Below are 18,331 nucleotides of genomic sequence, written 5' to 3'. Positions count from 1 at the left end.
GATATAATTTACATCATGGCAGAAAGACTGTGTCGAATATGTGGCGTTAACCCTGTATTCAAACCAAAAGCACGAGTCTGCATGAACTGTGTTCATAAAAAGTTTCTTGAAAAAGGTTTGGAACTCATTGGTGAGTTCCAGAACACAAGCAAATATGTTAGATGCCAGTGCATTGAATGTGGAATCGCTGCGGATTACATTCCAAAAACAGTCTGGAAGCGGGAATTATCTCCTTACGAACGAGTCGCTTGTGATGCTTGTTATCTGAGAGGACATAAACAGCAACAGCCTACAGTGGTCTCTAAAGATCAACAAGCAAAAGACTATAAACGTATCCAAGAGAAATGCAAAGAATGCAGTTTTAACCTTGTTGATGTCCTCTATGACGGTCAACGTCTCTATGCAATAATTGTTGAATGTCTTCGATGTGGTCGCAGACTCATTGAAGATTCCAGTATTTTTCAATTTGGATGCCCTTGCATGAGTAAAGCTGGATCTGCGACAGTAAAACCAAGAAACCAGGGAAAACCTCTCGTCTCTGATTCCGATTCTGGATTGTATGAATGGTGGGACTTTGAGCGGAACAACATTGACGAATGGAAGACAGCACCACGTAACTCTGCAATAAAACAATATTGGTGGAAATGCCCTAACTGTGGACATCGATTCCAAACAGCGCCAGTTTATATGCCATCTTGTCCTGAGTGTTCCCGTAGAACAAAGGAAAAGATTCGTAAACGATACGGAAAACAACAACGTTGGGAAATAAACACCCGAGTTTCAGATATTCCACAATTATCTGAAGCTTGGAACGATGAAAGCAACCCAAATAGTGTCACACTGGATGATTCACACAACGACAAAGCTGCTTATAGATTTCAGTGCCCCAAAGGTCATCAAGTAACAATGTCTCCCAGCACCTATCTCCACGGATGTCCTGTCTGCAAAATGCTTAGAACAAAAGCAAAAGGAATAGGCGACCGAGCTTTGGCATTTGTTTGTCCTGAAATATCTGAGCAATGGAATCCCGAGAAAAATGGTAATTGGAATCCTGGGAATGTCACAGCTGATTCGAAACGTAATGTCTGGTGGAAGTGCGGCCGTTGTAATTATGAGTGGCAGCAACGCGTAAAAGACCGTTTTCTTCACCCTATGTGGCTATGTCCTAAATGCAAAACACTTGTGGGTTCATTGGCTTATTTTGCTCCTGATCTTGCCAAAGAATGGTCTCCTGAAAATCCATTAACAGCTTGGGAAATAACACCAACTGGTGCAACTCCATTTGTGCCAAAATGGATCTGTTCAGTAAATCCGCATCATCAATGGCAAGCGAGTACTCTTTCCCGTTGGCAAGGGCATTCATCTTGCCCTGAATGCAAGGAAACCGGCAAATCAGCTATTGAACTCGAATATTTCGCTGAAGCAAGGGAACTTTTTGAAAACGTACGTTCCGGCGTATTGCTAAAAAACAATTCGTTCAGTCGTGGATCAGCTTGGAGACCTGACATTATTTGTCGCATCAATGACCAGAATATCGCCATTGAATATGATGGGGATTACTGGCACAGAACTAAAGTTGACACTGATACTCGAAAAACTCAAGACCTCTTAGATGCCGGTTGGATTGTGTTTCGCCTTCGCGAACACGGCTTAGCCTCATTAGGGAATCTTGGCAATAAATACAAAGAAATTACAGTTTACAAAGAACACCCAGAAATAAGAAAGAACTTGGAACTAGTGGAGGCTTTTGTAGATTCAATATCTGGACAAAATCTATAAAACATTCCAGCAATCGAAGTCGAGAGCTTAATCCCAATTAATAGAAATCGAGTCACATTATGCTGCATCTGCATAAGCACAACAAGGAATGGACACCAAGAGAATTATCTCGCCTTCTTTCCAGTAAGAATAAACATTATCCAATTTCAGATGCATACGAACATGAATTTCTTTCCGGCCCTCATTGGTGGGACAGCCAGCGTACACATGTCACGCGATGGCTGAATGAGTATAACAGTTCTGGGGCCTACCATCGCAAAAACCATAATCTTGATGCTAAGTCGTTCTGGAATCACTTTTTATGTGCTCCAGGATTGCTCTGGGTGGCCGAAGCACTAGGAGAAGATTCAGAAATCGTACAATCTGCTGCGAATATGGCTTCTTCAAAAAGTAATGTTTCATCCCAATGCGCCGCTATCCGTAAGATAATTCCTTGGGAAAGAATCTTAGAACTTATCCACGAGCAATGAAATATCTATTTCATAACACAGCAACACTAAGAAACATAGTAGAGAAAATTGTTAAATTTTTTCTTTATCGAGATTCTCAATTGGTTGGAAAAGTGTATATTTCTGAAGCAATTAAGGTTGGATAAGTGTACAATCATTAGGAGAATAAGGTTGGATAAGTGTAAGAATGGATGAAGAATGGCACTGTTTCGTAAGGTCTATCAAGACTTGCTGAATTGGAAAAACAACAAGACCACGCAAGCCTGCCTGGTGACCGGAGCTAGACAGGTAGGCAAGACTTTCATCATCAACGAATTCGGCCGCAACGAATATGAACATTATATTCATCTCGATCTCATTGAACAGCCCGAAATGCTGTCCACATTCAACACTGCGAACGGCGCTGAAGAATTATTCTTAGCTATTTCAGCTTTTGCCGGAGCAGAGATGGTGCCCGGAAACACGCTGATTTTCATCGACGAAGTTCAGGAGTGCAGCAAGATAGTCACCGCAATTAAGTATCTGACCCAGCGAAAAGGTTATGACTTTATTCTTTCCGGTTCCTTGCTTGGAGTCGAGCTTAATGACGTCCGCTCTTTTCCGGTCGGCTATCTCCATGCAATCGATATGCATCCACTTGATTTCGAAGAATTCTGTCGGGCCAATGGCGTTGGGAAAGAGGCGTGGAACGAAGCTCGAAATGCTTTTCGTTCACACCGGCCAGTCAGTTCAGCCGTTCATGAACGATTAATGACTCTCTTTCATCGATATCTCATCATCGGCGGTATGCCCCAAGCGGTTGATGAATTCGTCCGCACGCAGAATCTCGGCCAAGTCGATATCGTACAAAACGATATTCTGCACTTCTACCGAGCGGATATTACAAAGTATGCCGATGACAGGAAACTTGCCATCCGGGAAGTTTTCGATCGGATGCCCTCACAACTGAATTCACAATCAAAACGCTTCAACTTCAGTGCATTGGCTTCGAAAGGACGTTACGAGCGTTACCGCGACGATTTTCTGTGGCTGGTCGACGCCGGTGTTGCCTTGCCGGTGCGCAATGTAAAGGAACCACGAACACCTCTTAAACTGGCAGAAAACCGGCAATATTTTAAGCTTTTCTTCAATGATGTCGGCTTACTCACCGCCGCATGCGGAATGCAGGTCACCCGTAGTATCATCAGCGACAAACTTGGTGTCAATTACGGCTCTATATACGAAAACGTCGTTGCCGAGGAACTGCACGCACACGGCCATGAGCTTTATTATTATCGCAACAAAAAGTTCGGAGAACTCGATTTCGTCATCGACACACCGATATCGGGGGCAATACCGATCGAGGTCAAATCCGGCAAGGATTACAAGCGGCACAGTGCTCTAAGCAACGTGATGAAAACTCCAAACTGGGACATCGACCATGCCATCGTCTTGTGCGAGGACAACCTTTCGGCAGAAGACAACATCATCTATTGCCCTGTCTACATGGTCACTTTTCTATAGAGGGATTCTTTTTCCCATTATTTGCCGAGCAATTGCTGGTGACTACCCGTTTCCACCAACACCAACGTCAACACGTCACCCTTGATCTGATAAATCAGCAGCCAATCCGCTTCGATGTGTAACTCACGAAAATTACGCAGGTTCCCTTTCAACGCGTGGTCACGGTACCGGCGGCGCAACACCTCATGGTCCTGCGCCATCAGGAGGCGAATGACCTTCTCGAGCTTATCGAAATCGTAGTGTTTACGGCGTAATTGCTTCGCTTGTCGGAGAAACGTCGCAGTGCGTTCAATCTGTTGCAGTGCCACGAAGTTCCTTCATCAAATCGTCGATATTGTCGAACGAGCGGGTCGGGCCTTCGGCGGCGTCCAACACCCCTTTCTCGAACTTGGAAAGTGTTGGACGGAAAGGCAGACCACGGTCATTGATGGTCTGCTGCAAGAACATATTGATGGCACTGCTCATATCCAATCCAAGCCCCTTGAAAACCTCTTGGGCCTGCTTCTTGATCTGTGGATCCGTCCGAATCGCTATCGTCGCGCTATTCATAACCATCTCCATATGTAAAATTATGTTTGACAACGTTTATACAATGATAGAACGAAGTATAAGCATTTTCCCAATAGCAAATTAATGTTCGACTCTTGACCACACAAAATCAGCATCAGGGCCGGCACCGATTTCGAAATGGTATTTTGCGATGCCTAAGTCAGTGTGGGTGCAGAGGCCTAGGCCGGCCTTCGCTTCTACAGTATGGCCATCGGGTTGAAGGGTGAAAACGAATTTTTGCTGGTTCAGGGACGTGGGTGCAAGCAATGCCGCTTCTACCCCGTTGCAGAACCATTTCGGTGTTCCCATGCCTTTCGGAACACGAGCGACCTGGTCATAGCGCTTGGAACGATGCTGGTGGCCGTGATTGGTTCCATAACCCATGACGATGGCGAACCTCGGCCGTTCGCCGCTTTCCAGCGCGACATGTTTGGAAAGATGGCGCCCGAACTGGCGCACCCAGCCTGTATCGAGACCGAGCTGAGTGGCCCGCAACAGCACATGCGCACCGTAGTAGCCGCAGCGTTCCTCCCAGTCAGGCGTTTTGTCCGAGACGATGGCAACGAGGTTGCGGGCACCTTTGTAAATGCCGTAATCGGTAAGGAAACCTTCGAACGCCGCGGGGTCATTGAGCTTCAGCTGCATGCGTAAGTTGCCTTCGCGATTGCACCGGTCAATGGTCTTCTGCAACTCGTCGACTATATCCTGTGGAATCGGCTTGTCCGTATAATGCCGAACTGCATGCCGTACCCGAATCGCTTCACTCAGTTCCATATTTTCCCTACTTTGCAGCGTTTTCGATTTCATGAGAAATCGTATTCGTTTCCACCAAATCGGAATCAGAAACAATTCGATATGCGATATCCCTGTATCTGTTACTTCACGGCCTTTTCGGCAGCACGGATCTTATTTTTGGTGTCGATGTCCATCGAAGCGTTGGGGCCGGCCTCGCCAGTAGACAGCGCAGCGACGAACGCCTCCTGCGGAACCTCGACATGGCCGAGCATCTTCATGCGCTTCTTGCCAGCCTTCTGCTTTTCGAGCAGCTTGCGCTTACGGGTGATGTCGCCGCCGTAGCACTTGGCAAGCACGTCCTTGCGCAAGGCGCGGATGGTCTCACGGGCGATGACGCGGGAGCCGATGGCCGCCTGAATCGGGATTTCGAACTGCTGACGGGGAATAAGCTTCTGCAGCTTCTTGGTCATCATCACACCGTAGCTATACGACTTGTCACGGTGGACGATGGCGCTGAAGGCATCAACCTTCTCCCCCTGGATCAGGATATCGACCTTGACCAGATCAGCGCTTTGTTCGCCGTCCTCATGGTAGTCAAGCGAAGCATAACCTTTGGTGCGGCTCTTGAGCTGGTCAAAGAAGTCGAAGACGATTTCGGCCAGCGGAATGCGATAGTGCATCTCGACGCGCTCGGGACTCAGATACTCCATCGTTCCCATTTCGCCGCGATGATCCTGGCACAAGTCCATCACCGATCCGATGAATTCCTTGGGCGTGATGATGTCGGCCGCAACCATCGGCTCGACGATCTGCTTGATCTTGCCGTCGGGGAATTCGCTCGGGTTCTTGACCTCGTGCATCGTGCCGTCTTCGGTGGTGACCTTGTAAGTCACGTTGGGCGCGGTGGAAATCAAATCCAGCCCGAACTCGCGGCTCAGTCGCTCGACCACAATCTCCATGTGCAAAAGCCCGAGGAAGCCACAGCGGAAGCCGAAGCCCAACGCTACCGATGTTTCTGGTTCGTAAGTCAGTGCAGCATCATTGAGCTTTAGCTTGTCGAGCGCGTCGCGCAGTTCCGGGAACTGGGCGTTGTCAATCGGGAAAATACCGGCGTAAACCATCGGATGCGGGTCACGATAGCCTGGCAACGGCTCAGAAGCGGAGCGCACGGCCGAGGTGACGGTGTCGCCGACCTTGGACTGGCTGACATCCTTCGCACCGGTGATGATGTAGCCGACCTCGCCTGCGCCAAGCGCCTTGGTCGGGGTCATATCCGGGCTGATCACGCCGATTTCGATGGGCTCGTGCGTCATGCCGATACCCATCATGTGCACTTTCTCGCGGCTCTTCAGTTCGCCGTCGACCATACGGATATAGGTGACGATGCCGCGATAGGTGTCGTAAACAGAATCGAAAATCAGCGCACGGGCAGGGGCCTTCGGGTCGCCGTGCGGTGCGGGGATTTCCAGCACAATCTGGTCGAGCAAATCCTTGATGCCTTCGCCGGTTTTACCAGAAACGCGCAGCACGTCCGAAGGCTTGCAACCCAGCAGGTTCGCGATCTCTTCGGCATGTTTGTCCGGTTCCGCACTGGGCAGGTCAATCTTGTTCAAGACCGGAATGATGGTCAGATCATCCTCGATGGCCATATAAAGGTTGGAAAGCGTCTGCGCCTCGATACCCTGCGTGGCGTCGACCAGCAGCACCGCGCCTTCGCACGCGGCCAAGGCACGCGAGACCTCGTAGGTGAAATCGACGTGTCCAGGAGTGTCGATCATACCGAGCGTGTATTCCTGCCCGTCGAAGGTCCACGGCACGCGCACGGCCTGCGATTTGATGGTGATGCCACGCTCCTGCTCGATATCCATGCGGTCGAGGAAGCGGTCGTGCATCTCGCGCTGCGGCACGATGCCGGAAAGCTGAAGAATGCGGTCGGCCACCGTGGACTTGCCATGGTCGATATGCGCGATGATGCAGAAATTACGAATCAGCGATTGATCGGTGAATCCCGGTTTGTTCTTCGCCTCAGTCACTGATGCCACTCCTTTTATACACATTTCGTAGCGGAGTCTCTCTGATTCCGCTTTTCCTATACTAGGCCCTATTCTATCGGCCGCGGTAGGCAAAGGCTTTCCGGTGAAATCATTGGTGAAACACAAAAGAGCAGACAAATCGATTGAGCAATCGCACGACGCATCAAGTCATTTCCTAAAATCAACGCAAAATATCGGCATAAGGTGCTATCCTAAAGTTTTGTATGTCCTTATAGAAAACGTTGTTTGGAGAAATTGTGGCAAACATTAAGTCGCAGAAGAAGCGCGTGCTGACCAATGAAAAGGCGCACAAGCGCAACGTGTCCGTGAAATCCAGCCTGAAGACTGCGATTCGCAAGACCCGTGAAGCCATCGAGTCCGGAGACAAGGCCGCCGCCGAGGCAGCTTACCAAATCGCCGGCCAGAAGCTCGACAAGGCCGCCAGCGCGGGCGTGATTCACAAGAACCAGGCCGCCAACCGCAAGTCGAACCTCGCCACGGCGATCAACGCCCTGTGAGCCTTTCGCTTTAGGCATCGACCTTAGGGTCAGTTAAAACTCCTCCGGTTTCCAAGATCTCAGATCATTCGGAAACCGGAGGAGTTTTGTTATTTACACCGTCGACCTCGCCGCGTCGGACCAGTAGCTCAGAACGAAATCCTGGTCAATGCGAAGAAGAGGAACGCCGCCAAGGTGAAGATGAACAGCGGTGAGCGCCAGGCACGGTAGGTGTGCTTGGGACTACGGTTGCGGTGGTACCAAGCCATGACCTTGTCCTTGTTCACCACCACCAACACGATGGCGACGACGAAGAAGACACCATCGAATGTCCACTGCGCCACGGTCTGCATGGGCTCGGCAAGCAAGCCGAACAGTCTGCCGACTCCTTCACAAATCACGAGATTGTAGAAGATGTGCACGCTCATCGACCACGCGACGGAATACTCGCTGGCCATCCAACCGAGCACCAAGCCCCCCAGCACGGCATTGAATCCTTGGCTGATGTCGCCATGGATGAAGCCGAACAGTAACGCTGACGTTACGATGGCGAAAATTCTGCCATAGCGTTCCAGATTCGGCATCACGATGCCGCGCATCAGCAGCTCCTCGATCACGGGTCCGACGAAACCCAACGAAAGCAGACCGAAGATTGAGCTGCTCACCATCTGATCGATCTCGTCGCCATTGCTATGTTGCGACCATCCCAACAAATCCAGCGTGCTTTGGAAACCTTGGGCGAACAGGTCGCCGACCGCCGTGAAAGCCAGCATCGCGATGAGCGAGCAGAGCCACATCCGCCAGTTCATCGGTTTTCGGGATGAGAGACGTATCGTGAAACGGATTGACCTTGAGCCTTGCGATTTGTCGATATAGAGCTTCCGACACGCCAGCAGCACGACGAGGATGGCGATCGGCTCGCTGACGGTGCCGACCACGGCGTCTGTCTTCTTTACCGGCATATGGCCAAGCATGGCGAAAACAACACCAATCACCTGCAACACGAGCCACAGCACTATGAAGCCCAAGATGATTGCGGCCTGGTGCCCCACAGCCTTTCTTCGTATCTGTTCAGGCGTGTGTTGCTCATCTTGAGCAGATGAATTTGCTTTTGTTGAATCACCAGACGAACCTGAATTAATCAAGCGTTCAGGGTCATCGGGCACGTTCGTAATCGTGACAGTATTTTCAGGGGCTACTTCCGAATCCTGTGGTTGCTTGCTTTCCAATAACATGGAATGTTTGTTAGCCGCATATTCATTTTCACCGGCAGCATTATTGCCGTCCTCCGACAACGTGGTCGAAGTGGCGACATCACGAGGAATTCTCTTTTCATCTTCTTGCATGATTACCTCCTCCATCTTTGAATGCGATTTTCGAATGCTAGCACAAAATCAACGTCCGTCCACACGACGAAAAGCACGTTTTCAGACCGTTTTTCGCGACTTTTGTCGTTCGCATGGAATTCGAATATCTGGAATTCCAGCCAATGAGATGACAGAATCTGCGAGCAATCAAGGGCTACAACGAGAAATACCTCCGATATTCTCCGGACGCAGCATCGATGCGGGATCCTCGTGCCGCTGACTGACCACTTGGGCTTCATATAAACCGCGGTAATACGGGCAATCGGACAATAATGTCTCGTGATCGCCCTCTCCGACTATATCGCCGTCACGCAGGACGACTATATGACTGGCGTGGGTGATGGTGGTGAAACGATGGGCGATGAGGATGGTGGTGCGCCGCGACCCTTCCTCCGCACTATCCACCCGATCCAGTGAGTCGAAGAAGTTCTTCTCGGAAAGGGCGTCCACGGATGCGGTCGGCTCATCCATAATAAGCAATGACGGCCGCCTGAACAAAGCGCGGGCCAGGGCGACGCGCTGCCATTGCCCGATGGAAAGTTGGTAACCGCCCTCGAAGTGCCTTCCCAATACAGTATCCAGACCCTCTGGCAGTGACTGCTCCAGACCCTTCATCCCTACCAGATCAAGCGCATGTTCGATGGCATCATCATCGTTGATTCGATCCGGATCGCCAAATCCCACATTCTCGCGTAAGGGCCGCTCGTATCGTATATAATCCTGGAAAATCGCAGAACACCTCTCGTACAATGATGCACGGGAATACTCACTGATATCCCTACCATTAATGAGAATCGACCCGGAAGTGGGCTCATAGACACGTAAAATCAGTTTTGCGATAGTTGATTTACCAGCACCATTGAGCCCGACAAGAGCCGAACATTGACCGGCGGGAAGATCAAAAGAGACACCATGGAGAATTTCTTTGCCATCGATGGAACCAGGATAGGCGAATCTTACGTTTCGGAAAGAAACGGTCACGGGCGTTCCGTCATCGAGTTTCTCGTCGCCGGAACGGATCACAGCCGGCTCAGTGTCCATGAGATCAACCCAATTGCCAGCGTAAAGCAGACTCTGATAAATGCTGGAGACCGAAACCAAAATAAGTAATACCGATTGCCCGAATGACCCTGTCGCACTGATATAACCGGCCAGCTGCCCGACATTGCCAGTATGCATAGCCTGAATCGCACCCACGGCGACCGCCCCGATATTGGCCAGAGTCGTAAGGATCCCCAAGCCAAGCGCAATCCACAGATAGGTACGTGACATACCGAGATCCTGTTTGAGAAAACCACCGATAAGCGTCTTATAACGCCCTGACAACAAACCACCCAGACCAAACAGATGGACTTCCTTGGCTGCATTATCCGATGTCAGAATCGAACGATAATAGTCCGACAAGCGTTTTTCCCCTGCCCGCTGGTAATCGATATTGTACTGTTTGGAACTGGCCATCAATGTGCCGATGGTACCTGGAATAGGCGCCAGCAGAAGGAAAAAGGCCACCCATTTGTTCCATGAAACCAGTAAAGAGAATACGGACACAATAGTGAGGAACGACTGTAGAAAATCACGTGCACTATCAAATATAGTGAAGATATGTCCGCCGGTATCCCCTCCGGCCCGCTGTATGCGATCAAAGGTCTCCGCATCCTCGAACTGCTGCGTTTCGAGCGTAGTGAGCTTATCGACGATACTGCAATTAGCGCGGTACGATAGTTTTTCTCGAATTGAGTCGGATAGATATTTAATGACGTTCTCGACCACGAACATTCCCAGTAGGACCACAGCGAAAAGTACCGCCGAATCGACAACCTTCGGGAGCAAACCTGTAGCCACGGAATTCACGATCTGTGTTGTGGCCAAAATCTGTAGGGGCGACAGCAGGGCCCGCACTACAGTAAGAATGAGGAGGACAATGACGGATATCGGTGCCACCGCCACGAGTAGCCGAAATGACTTCCGCAATGTCGTCAGAGACGAGATGCGAGAACGCCCCTTTGCCGAAGGCTTATCGTCCCTCGTACTATTGCCAATCGACATGTTGCTCCCTTCAAGTCGATTCATTACTTAAAAAACGAACAAATCCAATGAGTTAACTCCCTCAGACGTCGAATGAGCCAACTCGGCTGAATCAGATAAAACAGCCATCCAACCTTTATTAGTCACCATAGAAATGTGACTAATACCACTATAGATGATAATTTTCTTTTTTCCGAACACAGGTAATAATTAGGCGTGTCTAGTTGTCTGATGACTCGGGTCTTCGTTGGCGTTGCCCGTCAGACAACTAACTGCAGACAAGCCCAGGCCATGATGCATACCGCAGGACTTTTGCGTTTCGTTACGGGTTCTTCAAGAGACAATTATTTGTATAGCATTCACCTATTATCGATTTTCTCGTCTTCGTCGTCTTTGACGGGCAATGGCAGGTAGGTGTGGTGCCGTCTGATGGCGCCGGGGACCTTCCAGTCGAAGCGCACGGAAAGCACACGCAAGATGACGACAAAAGCGACGATGGCAATATCGAACGCCACTTCAAGACTGAACGGGATATGCCCGCCTTGGTAGGCACGGGTGACGAAGACGGTCAGGACGCTGCCGATCAAAGCCGGAACCGCATACCAATGGCTGTCGCGAATAACCGACGGAACATCGTTGATCAGGATATCTCGAATAAGGCCTCCCCCGATGGCCGTAATCAGTCCCATGAAAACGGCCGTCATGCCCGATGTGTGGTAAATCAAAGCCTTTTGAGTGCCGTTGACCGCGTAGAGGCCAAGCGCCAAGGCATCGAGCGCGACCATAATCCATTTGAGGCGATCGACTTCCGGATAAATAATGGCGACCGTAATGCTGGCTAGCAGCGAGGTGATGACAAGCCCTTTATCGGAAACGCCGACAGGCGGGAATATACCGAGCAGCACGTCACGGATGATGCCACCGCCGAGACCGGTGAGCCAGACAGTCATGAGGATGGCGATGAAGTCATACTTTTTCTTGACGGCGCATAGCCCGCCTAAAAGGCCGCAGCAGAAGGTCGCGATGTATTCGATGGCCCAGAAAAAGACGTTACTTTCCAGCGCCAACTGCATACCGCACATCCTTCATCAAGTTGTATAAGGCCAATAGCAAAGTATACCAAACGACGGCCAAAACTTGACCGCGAACCGCCTAATGTTTTGCACAACATAAGATGCCGTATCACATAGATACAGCGAAGCGTTTATTACTATACTTGCAGAGTTTCAAGCAAACGGGTACTTCAGAAACACATAGCAAAACGGCCTGCAATATCTCCAGAACTTCAGGAAACACCACAGACCGTTTGAAAGCTAAAAGCTAGTTAAACGAAAACGTTTAAAATCGCTCAGCAGACCTTCCACATCCAGTCGTGCGGATCTTCGATCTCGCCCATCTGGATGCCGAGCAGCTCGTCACGAAGCTTGATTGTCAGGTCGCCGGACTTGCCGCCGTTGACCGCGACGTCGAACTTCTCGGACTTGAAGCGGCCGATAGGCGTGATGATCGCAGCGGTGCCGCAGGCGAAGACCTCGGTGACCTCGCCGGACTTGATGTCCTCGAGCAGGTCGTCGAGCTTGATCATGGTCTCGACCACGTCGTGGCCCTTGTCCTGCGCAAGCTGGATGAGCGAACGACGGGTGACGCCGGGCAGAATGTTGCCGGTCAGCGACGGGGTCTCAAGGTGGCCGTCCTTGTGGACGGTGAACATGTTCATGCCGCCGAGTTCCTCAAGGTAGGTCTTGGTGGCCGCGTCGACGAAGCAGACCTGCTCGCAGCCGTGGTCGGCACCACGATACTCGCCAAGCAGCGAAGCCGCATAGTTGCCGCCGCACTTGGCGAAGCCGGTGCCGCCGGGGCCGGTACGGAACCACTTGTCTTCAACCCAGATGCTCACCGGCTTGACGCCGCCCGGGAAGTACGGGCCGGAAGGCGAGGCGATGACGCAATAGTCGACGGTCTGCGGGGCGCGCACGCCGAGGAACGCCTCGGAGGCGAACATGAACGGGCGCATGTAGAGCGTGTATTCGCGGCGGGTCGGGACCCAGTTAACATCGCGCTTGACCAGCGCGGCAACGGAACCCAGGAAGTCGTCCTTGGAAAGTTCAGGCAGGTAGAGGCGCTTGGCGGAATTGGCGAAACGCTCGGCGTTCGCATCCGGACGGAACAGCCAGGTGCTGCCGTCGGCGTGACGATAGGCCTTGAGGCCTTCGAAGCATTCCTGTGCATAATGCAGGACGGAGGCACCAGGGCTCATGGCCAGCGGGCCGTAAGGCTCGACTCGGCGATCGCCCCAGCCGCTGTCCTTATGCCAGACCATGTGGGTCATGTTATCGCTGAAAAGCTGGCCGAACGCCGGCTTGTCAATCAGCTTCGCGCGCTCGGCGTCGGAGGCAGGATTCGGGTTGTCGAGAACCTTGAACGGTTCGGTGAGTTTTGACAACGCTGCGGGATCATGATGGGATTGCTCAGTCATATGCACTTCTTCTTTACTTCAGTCGCATTGCGGCCAGAATTGTGGTTTACCTTGCGCTTGTGGCGCCGGGTTATGCTGCTACTTTCGCACATAGACGGACAGATATGGTGAAATCGTTCACATTATGAAAATTTATTGGTGTGAGGGTTCACACCCAAGGAGCGAAAATCGGGTTATGAACCAAAAATCCGTACCAGCCACAAACTTGTGGCCAGTACGGATTTGAAAATATCACGTCACCTTATCGGCAACGCCCATATTTAAGATGCCTCAGCTAAAGTAAGATCACTTCTTGTCAGCATCGGCAGCGGCGTCATCGGCGGCAGGAGCAGCTGCATCGCCTTCGGCAGCAGCGGCGCCTTCCTCACCTTCGGCACCGGCAGCGGCAGCATCCTCAGCGGAGACTGCGGTAGTGGCGGTGGCGTCCTCAGGAATCTCGACGGTGACAACGGACTCTTCAGGATCAGTGTTGACGAACTCGACGCCTTCAGGCAGGTTGAGGTCCTTGGCAAAGACCTTCTCGCCATCCTGCAGTCCATCGACGTTGACGTCGATACGCTCGGGCAGCTGGTCGACGCTGGCGCGCACGCGGAGCTGCTGGATGTCGACGAACGCGACGGCCGCGCCCTTCGGAGTGCCCACGGCGAAGACCGGGACGTCGACCTCGATCTTCTCGCCGGCCTTGACCTCGTAGAAGTCGATGTGCTCGACGATGCGCTTGACGGGGTTTCGCTGGACGTCCTTCACGACGGCCATCTTGGACTTGTCACCGCACTTGATGGTGAACAGCGCGTTCGTACGACGCAGGGCCAACGTGGTCTCACGCATAGGAAGCTTGACGAAAACGGGCTCGTTGCCGCCGGCATAGATAGTAGCCGGAATCTGCTTGGCCACGCGCATACGGCGGGCAGCGCCCTTGCCGAACTCGTTGCGGACTTCGCCCTCAATGGAAATGGTGTTTGCCATAATCTAATCTCCTTGAGATTGTTTATATTATCTACTGCGTTGTTTCGGTGCACCGACGCGCCGAAATCGCAGCCTCAAAGAGACCCAACATATTCAGCCCAGTCGATAACGGGAATCACTTCCCCTCGCCAAAGCGCGACAGATATAAGACCTGCCGAAACAACATTCTCATTATACTGTTCAAGCAGACATCCACTGAATGCGATAACGAAGAAAATTTGTGAGCCTGCTCTTTTATAATTTCTTTATCACAGTATCGCGAGGATTGGAGCCCGACATGGTTCAGCATTCCAAGACCAGAACCTTGGTTACCGGTCTTATTTGCGGCGGTTTCGCCATGGCCGGCACGCTTTACGCCGCTGCCGATTACCTGTTCCGTTTCGTGCTGGAACCCGGCTCAAGATATTCGATGTTCAAAAGCAACCGACCGGACACGACCTTGGCCGCGCGCCAACCCCATCACGACGCCAAGGAAGAGGCCGACGCCGCACGCTGGTTCGATAACGCCAAACGCGGGGTGACAATCAAGGCATCCGACGGGACCCACTTGCACGGCTGGATGCTCGACCCGGATTGCGCCAATCCCCTGAAACACCTTTATGCCATCTGCTGCCACGGATTTTCCGGCGCGCCGGCAGAAATGGCCAAATATGCGCATCGCTTCGCTGGACTTGGCTTCACCGTACTCACCCCGGCCCACCGTTGTCACGAATTAAGCGGAGGGAAATACATCGGCATGGGCGCATTGGAGCACCGCGATCTTGTGCGTTGGATCGAAACCATCGTGGCCAACGATCCGAAAGCCCGAATCCTGTTGGACGGCAACTCCATGGGTGCGGCGACGGTGATGCTGGCTGCAGGCGACCCGAACCTGCCGAAAAACGTCAAGGCCGCCATCACCGACTGCGGCTACACCAGCCTTGAAGACCAATTCCTCTACAGCGCCCGGCACTTGTACCATGCCCCGGCATTCCTGGCCCGCCCGGTCATCGACATGATGAGTTCCATCGCACGCCGTCGCGCCGGTTATGATTTCAAGGAAGCCTCTTGCGTTGAGGCGCTGCGCCACACATCGATTCCGATGCTGTTCATCCATGGCTCAGCCGATGACTTCGTCAACCCGGCCAGTCTCGACCGCAATTTCCGCGCCTGCGCCAGCCCCATCAAACAAAAACTCATGATCCCAGGCGCCGCACACGCGATGTCCGCCTCCATCGACCCCGAACGCTACTGGAAAAACGTAACCGCGTTCGTGCGCAACATATTCAAGCTCGACAAGCCCAAAGGCGTGTCAGGATATATCGTTTTCAACTGATAGCACAATAGCAAATATATTTATCCGTTCGAATAGCAAAAGCCGGAAAACCCGCACGCAGGCACATTTTCCAATAATCGCAATATTTCCGGCCTTTTCTCTCAGTGACACGACGATGGCCGGATTGCCTTGCAATGTATGGGGCGCGTTACGCTACCGTAAGGTGACGAAACGTCGTAAATCCTATAGAATTGGCTATATTGCTTGAATATACCGCCGCTACAGAAGGTCGAGGAGTCCACACGTGTCAGTCATCAACTCACTGAAAAAGGAAACGCTGAAGCTGAGTCAAAAGGCCTTCCATTTGGGAAACGGTTTCGAGCACCCGGTCAATAACGAAGACCCGGAAACCCCGGATTTCAACGACGACCGTCACCTTGCCACCGTCAAGCCCGTCGATTATTCGACATTGCCGCACACCCACGAATGGGGCCCCGGCTACCCCACCAAACTTTTCGTTGACGACAAGACCGGTCTTTTGACCGTCACCACGCCCGGCAACCCGCCCATCGACGACGACATGTCGATCTACGACCTTTACGTCGAACGCGCGGAACGCATGGGCGACGACCCGCTTTACACCTTCAAAGTCGGCAACAAATGGGTCACCAAAACCGCCAACGAGTTCCTTGCCGACGTGCGCAGCGTCGCCAAAGGCCTGATGCATTACGGCATCGACAAAGGCGACGGCGTCTCCTTCATGTCCCACACCTCCTACGAATGGGACGTCGTGGACGCGGCCGTGATGGCCGTAGGCGGCGTGCTCGCCACCATTTACGACACGGATTCGGCCGAGCAGATTCGCAACATCGTCAACAATTCCGATTCCCGCCTGCTGATTGTCGAGACCAACGACATGCGCGAGAAGGCCGACGGCGCCGTCGAAGACTGCCCGACGCTCGAAAAGATCTATACGATCGAGGCCGGTGCGCTCGAGGAACTGCGCGACTACGGCAAGTCTGTGACCGATGAAACGTTGGACGCACGCATCGATTCCATCAAGAAAACCGACCTTTGCTCCATCGTCTACACCTCCGGTTCCACTGCCGCGCCGAAGGGCGTCGAGATGACGCACGAACACTACTGCACCACCGCGCTGAACCTGCGCGACTACATGCCGAAACTGCTCAAGCAGAAAGGCAAGTCGGTCCTGCTCTTCCTGCCCCAGGCACACACCTTCGCCCGCGCGGTCAACTACATCGTAGTCGCCAGCGATCTGCGCATCTACATCGCCGGCGGTATCAAGACGCTGATCAGCGACCTGCAGGTCGCCAAGCCCATCGTCACCATCCTCGTGCCCCGCGTCTGGGAGAAGGTCTACAACGCCGCCTCGCAGAAGGCCGGAAACGGCGCCAAGGGCGTGGCATTCGCCGCAGCCGTGGTGGCCGCCCAGGAATACGAAAAGGAAATAAGCGAAAAAGGCAAGGCCAGCTTCGCCACCCGTGCACGCCGTGCCGCTTTCGACCCGATTGTCTACAAGTCGTTGCGTGAAGTGCTCGGCGGACAGGCCGAATGGTTCGTCGCCGGCGGCGCCCCGCTCGACCCGGAACTGCCCGCGTTCTTCCGCGGTGCCGGCATCCCCGCCTACGAAGGCTACGGCCTGACCGAAACCACCGCGCCCTGTGCGTTCAACCCGAAGGGAACGCCGTTCCATGAAGGTTCGGTCGGCGTACCTTACCCTGGCTTCTCCATCCGTCTGGCTGAAGACGGCGAAATCCAGGTCAAGGGAACCTGCGTCTTCCATCGCTATCACAAGAACGATGAAGCCACCGAGCTCGCATTCACCTCTGACGGCTGGTATGCGACCGGCGACCTTGGCCGCTTGAGCGATGACGGATTCCTTTACATCACCGGCCGCAAGAAGGACCTCATCATCACCGCCGGCGGCAAGAACGTGGCCCCCGGCCCGATCGAAGAAATCATCCAGCGTTGTCCGTTCGTCTCGCAGGCTCTGGTGCTCGGCGACAAACGTCCGTTCATCTCCGCGCTCATCACGCTTGACGAGCCCTCGTTGCGCCAGTGGCTCGACGCCGCCGGCCTCGACCAGGACATGTCCATGGAGGACGCCTGTAAGAACGCCGTGGTCCGTGCCGAAGTGCAGAAGTGGGTCGACAAGGCCAACGAGGGCGTCTCACGCGCCGAATCCGTGCGTAAGTTCATCCTTTTGCCCGAGGAGTTCAGCCAGGAGAACGGCATGCTGACCGCCTCCATGAAGGTGAAGCGCCCGGCAGTCATCAAACATTACGCCAATCTGCTCAACACTCAGATGTATACGAAGAAGAAGTAGTTCCCTACTTTCTTGTTTTGACGCTCTTTGTTTGGTGCCGGTAAAGAGCATATACGTTATCGTCATATGCTCTTTACCAGCACCAAACTGTTATGTATCGAATCGATAGACCGCTCTTTCACTTTGGCGCTGGAAAACGGCACATAAACAGCTGTAAGAGGCTGTCTACCAGCAGCAAAGAAAGATCATGACCGGTATTGATAGCGGTTTATCGGTTATTTATATGGCTTAAATCGTGCATTCAAGCCTTCAGACGGCTACTATGACAACAAGTGCCGCAAACTAATCCCGCTGAAGCTTTAAGTACCAGCGAAGAACACGGCACAAGCAACGAGTAAGAGACATATTCA

At 52.6% G+C, this 18,331-nt stretch carries 15 protein-coding genes; 6 read left to right on the top strand and 9 right to left on the bottom strand.

Features of this window, described 5'->3' with window-relative positions; translation table 11 throughout:
• The first annotated feature begins 81 nt into the window (after nucleotides 1-81).
• The 3 genes from OZX62_RS04525 (at nucleotide 82) to OZX62_RS04515 (ending at nucleotide 3,731) form a co-directional block, all read left to right on the top strand.
• Nucleotides 82-1,779, top strand: a complete 1,698-nt coding sequence (locus tag OZX62_RS04525; RefSeq protein WP_277176833.1) for a zinc-ribbon domain-containing protein — start codon at nucleotides 82-84, stop codon at nucleotides 1,777-1,779.
• Between the two features lie 59 nt (nucleotides 1,780-1,838).
• Nucleotides 1,839-2,249 carry a hypothetical protein gene (locus OZX62_RS04520; RefSeq protein ID WP_277176832.1) on the top strand — a complete coding sequence of 137 codons (411 nt, stop codon included), beginning with the start codon at nucleotides 1,839-1,841 and terminating at the stop codon, nucleotides 2,247-2,249.
• 177 nt (nucleotides 2,250-2,426) lie between these two features.
• Complete coding sequence (locus tag OZX62_RS04515; RefSeq protein WP_277176831.1) at nucleotides 2,427-3,731, top strand: AAA family ATPase; 1,305 nt, start codon at nucleotides 2,427-2,429, stop codon at nucleotides 3,729-3,731.
• Nucleotides 3,732-3,748: 17 nt separating this feature from the next.
• Here the strand turns inward: OZX62_RS04515 and OZX62_RS04510 are convergent, their stop codons facing one another.
• The 4 genes from OZX62_RS04510 to lepA form a co-directional block, all read right to left on the bottom strand.
• On the bottom strand, nucleotides 3,749-4,039 hold the full coding sequence (locus tag OZX62_RS04510; RefSeq protein WP_277176830.1) for a type II toxin-antitoxin system YafQ family toxin: 291 nt from the start codon (nucleotides 4,037-4,039) through the stop codon (nucleotides 3,749-3,751).
• Nucleotides 4,020-4,280: a type II toxin-antitoxin system RelB/DinJ family antitoxin gene (locus OZX62_RS04505; protein WP_277176829.1), complete on the bottom strand. Its 261-nt coding sequence runs from the start codon at nucleotides 4,278-4,280 to the stop codon at nucleotides 4,020-4,022. The genes OZX62_RS04510 and OZX62_RS04505 overlap by 20 nt, the downstream gene beginning before the upstream one ends.
• An 81-nt stretch (nucleotides 4,281-4,361) precedes the next feature.
• Nucleotides 4,362-5,054, bottom strand: coding sequence for a nitroreductase family protein (locus tag OZX62_RS04500; protein ID WP_277176828.1), 693 nt, complete (start codon nucleotides 5,052-5,054; stop codon nucleotides 4,362-4,364).
• A gap of 101 nt (nucleotides 5,055-5,155) precedes the next feature.
• A complete protein-coding gene (gene lepA / locus OZX62_RS04495; protein WP_277176827.1) occupies nucleotides 5,156-7,048 on the bottom strand; it encodes a translation elongation factor 4 in 1,893 nt (630 codons plus the stop codon).
• Nucleotides 7,049-7,305: 257 nt separating this feature from the next.
• Between lepA and rpsT the strand changes: the two genes are divergently transcribed.
• Nucleotides 7,306-7,566, top strand: a complete 261-nt coding sequence (gene rpsT, locus OZX62_RS04490) for a 30S ribosomal protein S20 (protein ID WP_277176826.1) — start codon at nucleotides 7,306-7,308, stop codon at nucleotides 7,564-7,566.
• A gap of 128 nt (nucleotides 7,567-7,694) precedes the next feature.
• Here rpsT and OZX62_RS04485 read toward each other — a convergent pair whose 3' ends face one another.
• From OZX62_RS04485 to OZX62_RS04465, 5 genes are all read right to left on the bottom strand, one after another.
• Nucleotides 7,695-8,891, bottom strand: coding sequence for a type II CAAX endopeptidase family protein (locus tag OZX62_RS04485; protein ID WP_277176825.1), 1,197 nt, complete (start codon nucleotides 8,889-8,891; stop codon nucleotides 7,695-7,697).
• A gap of 168 nt (nucleotides 8,892-9,059) precedes the next feature.
• Complete coding sequence (locus tag OZX62_RS04480; protein WP_277176824.1) at nucleotides 9,060-10,958, bottom strand: ABC transporter ATP-binding protein; 1,899 nt, start codon at nucleotides 10,956-10,958, stop codon at nucleotides 9,060-9,062.
• 338 nt (nucleotides 10,959-11,296) lie between these two features.
• Complete coding sequence (locus OZX62_RS04475) at nucleotides 11,297-12,010, bottom strand: TRIC cation channel family protein (protein WP_277176823.1); 714 nt, start codon at nucleotides 12,008-12,010, stop codon at nucleotides 11,297-11,299.
• Nucleotides 12,011-12,285: 275 nt separating this feature from the next.
• A complete protein-coding gene (locus tag OZX62_RS04470) occupies nucleotides 12,286-13,413 on the bottom strand; it encodes a branched-chain amino acid aminotransferase (RefSeq protein ID WP_277176822.1) in 1,128 nt (375 codons plus the stop codon).
• Nucleotides 13,414-13,698: 285 nt separating this feature from the next.
• Entirely contained in the window at nucleotides 13,699-14,379 is a 681-nt protein-coding gene (locus OZX62_RS04465) for a 50S ribosomal protein L25/general stress protein Ctc (RefSeq protein ID WP_277176821.1), read from the bottom strand.
• A 277-nt stretch (nucleotides 14,380-14,656) separates the two neighbouring features.
• Here OZX62_RS04465 and OZX62_RS04460 point away from each other — a divergent pair, with 277 nt between their 5' ends.
• Both OZX62_RS04460 and OZX62_RS04455 read left to right on the top strand, forming a co-directional pair.
• The gene (locus OZX62_RS04460; RefSeq protein ID WP_277176820.1) at nucleotides 14,657-15,694 is read left to right on the top strand and encodes an alpha/beta hydrolase; all 1,038 of its coding nucleotides are present in this window, start codon (nucleotides 14,657-14,659) and stop codon (nucleotides 15,692-15,694) included.
• Between the two features lie 244 nt (nucleotides 15,695-15,938).
• Nucleotides 15,939-17,981, top strand: a complete 2,043-nt coding sequence (locus OZX62_RS04455; RefSeq protein ID WP_277176819.1) for a long-chain fatty acid--CoA ligase — start codon at nucleotides 15,939-15,941, stop codon at nucleotides 17,979-17,981.
• The last annotated feature ends 350 nt before the right edge of the window (nucleotides 17,982-18,331 follow it).

This window comes from Bifidobacterium sp. ESL0690, from assembly GCF_029392315.1.
Classification (GTDB): domain Bacteria; phylum Actinomycetota; class Actinomycetes; order Actinomycetales; family Bifidobacteriaceae; genus Bifidobacterium.
Note: the sequence above shows the minus strand (reverse complement) of the source record. Positions and strands in the feature narration are given on the sequence as shown.

Bases quoted from the DNA above. Each gene is read 5' to 3' on its own strand.
- OZX62_RS04525 (WP_277176833.1), top strand. From the start codon at position 82: ATGAACTGTGTTCATAAAAAGTTTCTTGAAAAAGGTTTGGAACTCATT.
- OZX62_RS04520 (WP_277176832.1), top strand. From the start codon at position 1,839: ATGCTGCATCTGCATAAGCACAACAAGGAATGGACACCAAGAGAATTA.
- OZX62_RS04515 (WP_277176831.1), top strand. From the start codon at position 2,427: ATGGCACTGTTTCGTAAGGTCTATCAAGACTTGCTGAATTGGAAAAAC.
- OZX62_RS04505 (WP_277176829.1), bottom strand. From the start codon at position 4,280: ATGAATAGCGCGACGATAGCGATTCGGACGGATCCACAGATCAAGAAG.
- OZX62_RS04500 (WP_277176828.1), bottom strand. From the start codon at position 5,054: ATGGAACTGAGTGAAGCGATTCGGGTACGGCATGCAGTTCGGCATTAT.
- OZX62_RS04485 (WP_277176825.1), bottom strand. From the start codon at position 8,891: ATGCAAGAAGATGAAAAGAGAATTCCTCGTGATGTCGCCACTTCGACC.
- OZX62_RS04480 (WP_277176824.1), bottom strand. From the start codon at position 10,958: ATGTCGATTGGCAATAGTACGAGGGACGATAAGCCTTCGGCAAAGGGG.
- OZX62_RS04475 (WP_277176823.1), bottom strand. From the start codon at position 12,010: ATGCAGTTGGCGCTGGAAAGTAACGTCTTTTTCTGGGCCATCGAATAC.
- OZX62_RS04470 (WP_277176822.1), bottom strand. From the start codon at position 13,413: ATGACTGAGCAATCCCATCATGATCCCGCAGCGTTGTCAAAACTCACC.
- OZX62_RS04465 (WP_277176821.1), bottom strand. From the start codon at position 14,379: ATGGCAAACACCATTTCCATTGAGGGCGAAGTCCGCAACGAGTTCGGC.
- OZX62_RS04460 (WP_277176820.1), top strand. From the start codon at position 14,657: ATGGTTCAGCATTCCAAGACCAGAACCTTGGTTACCGGTCTTATTTGC.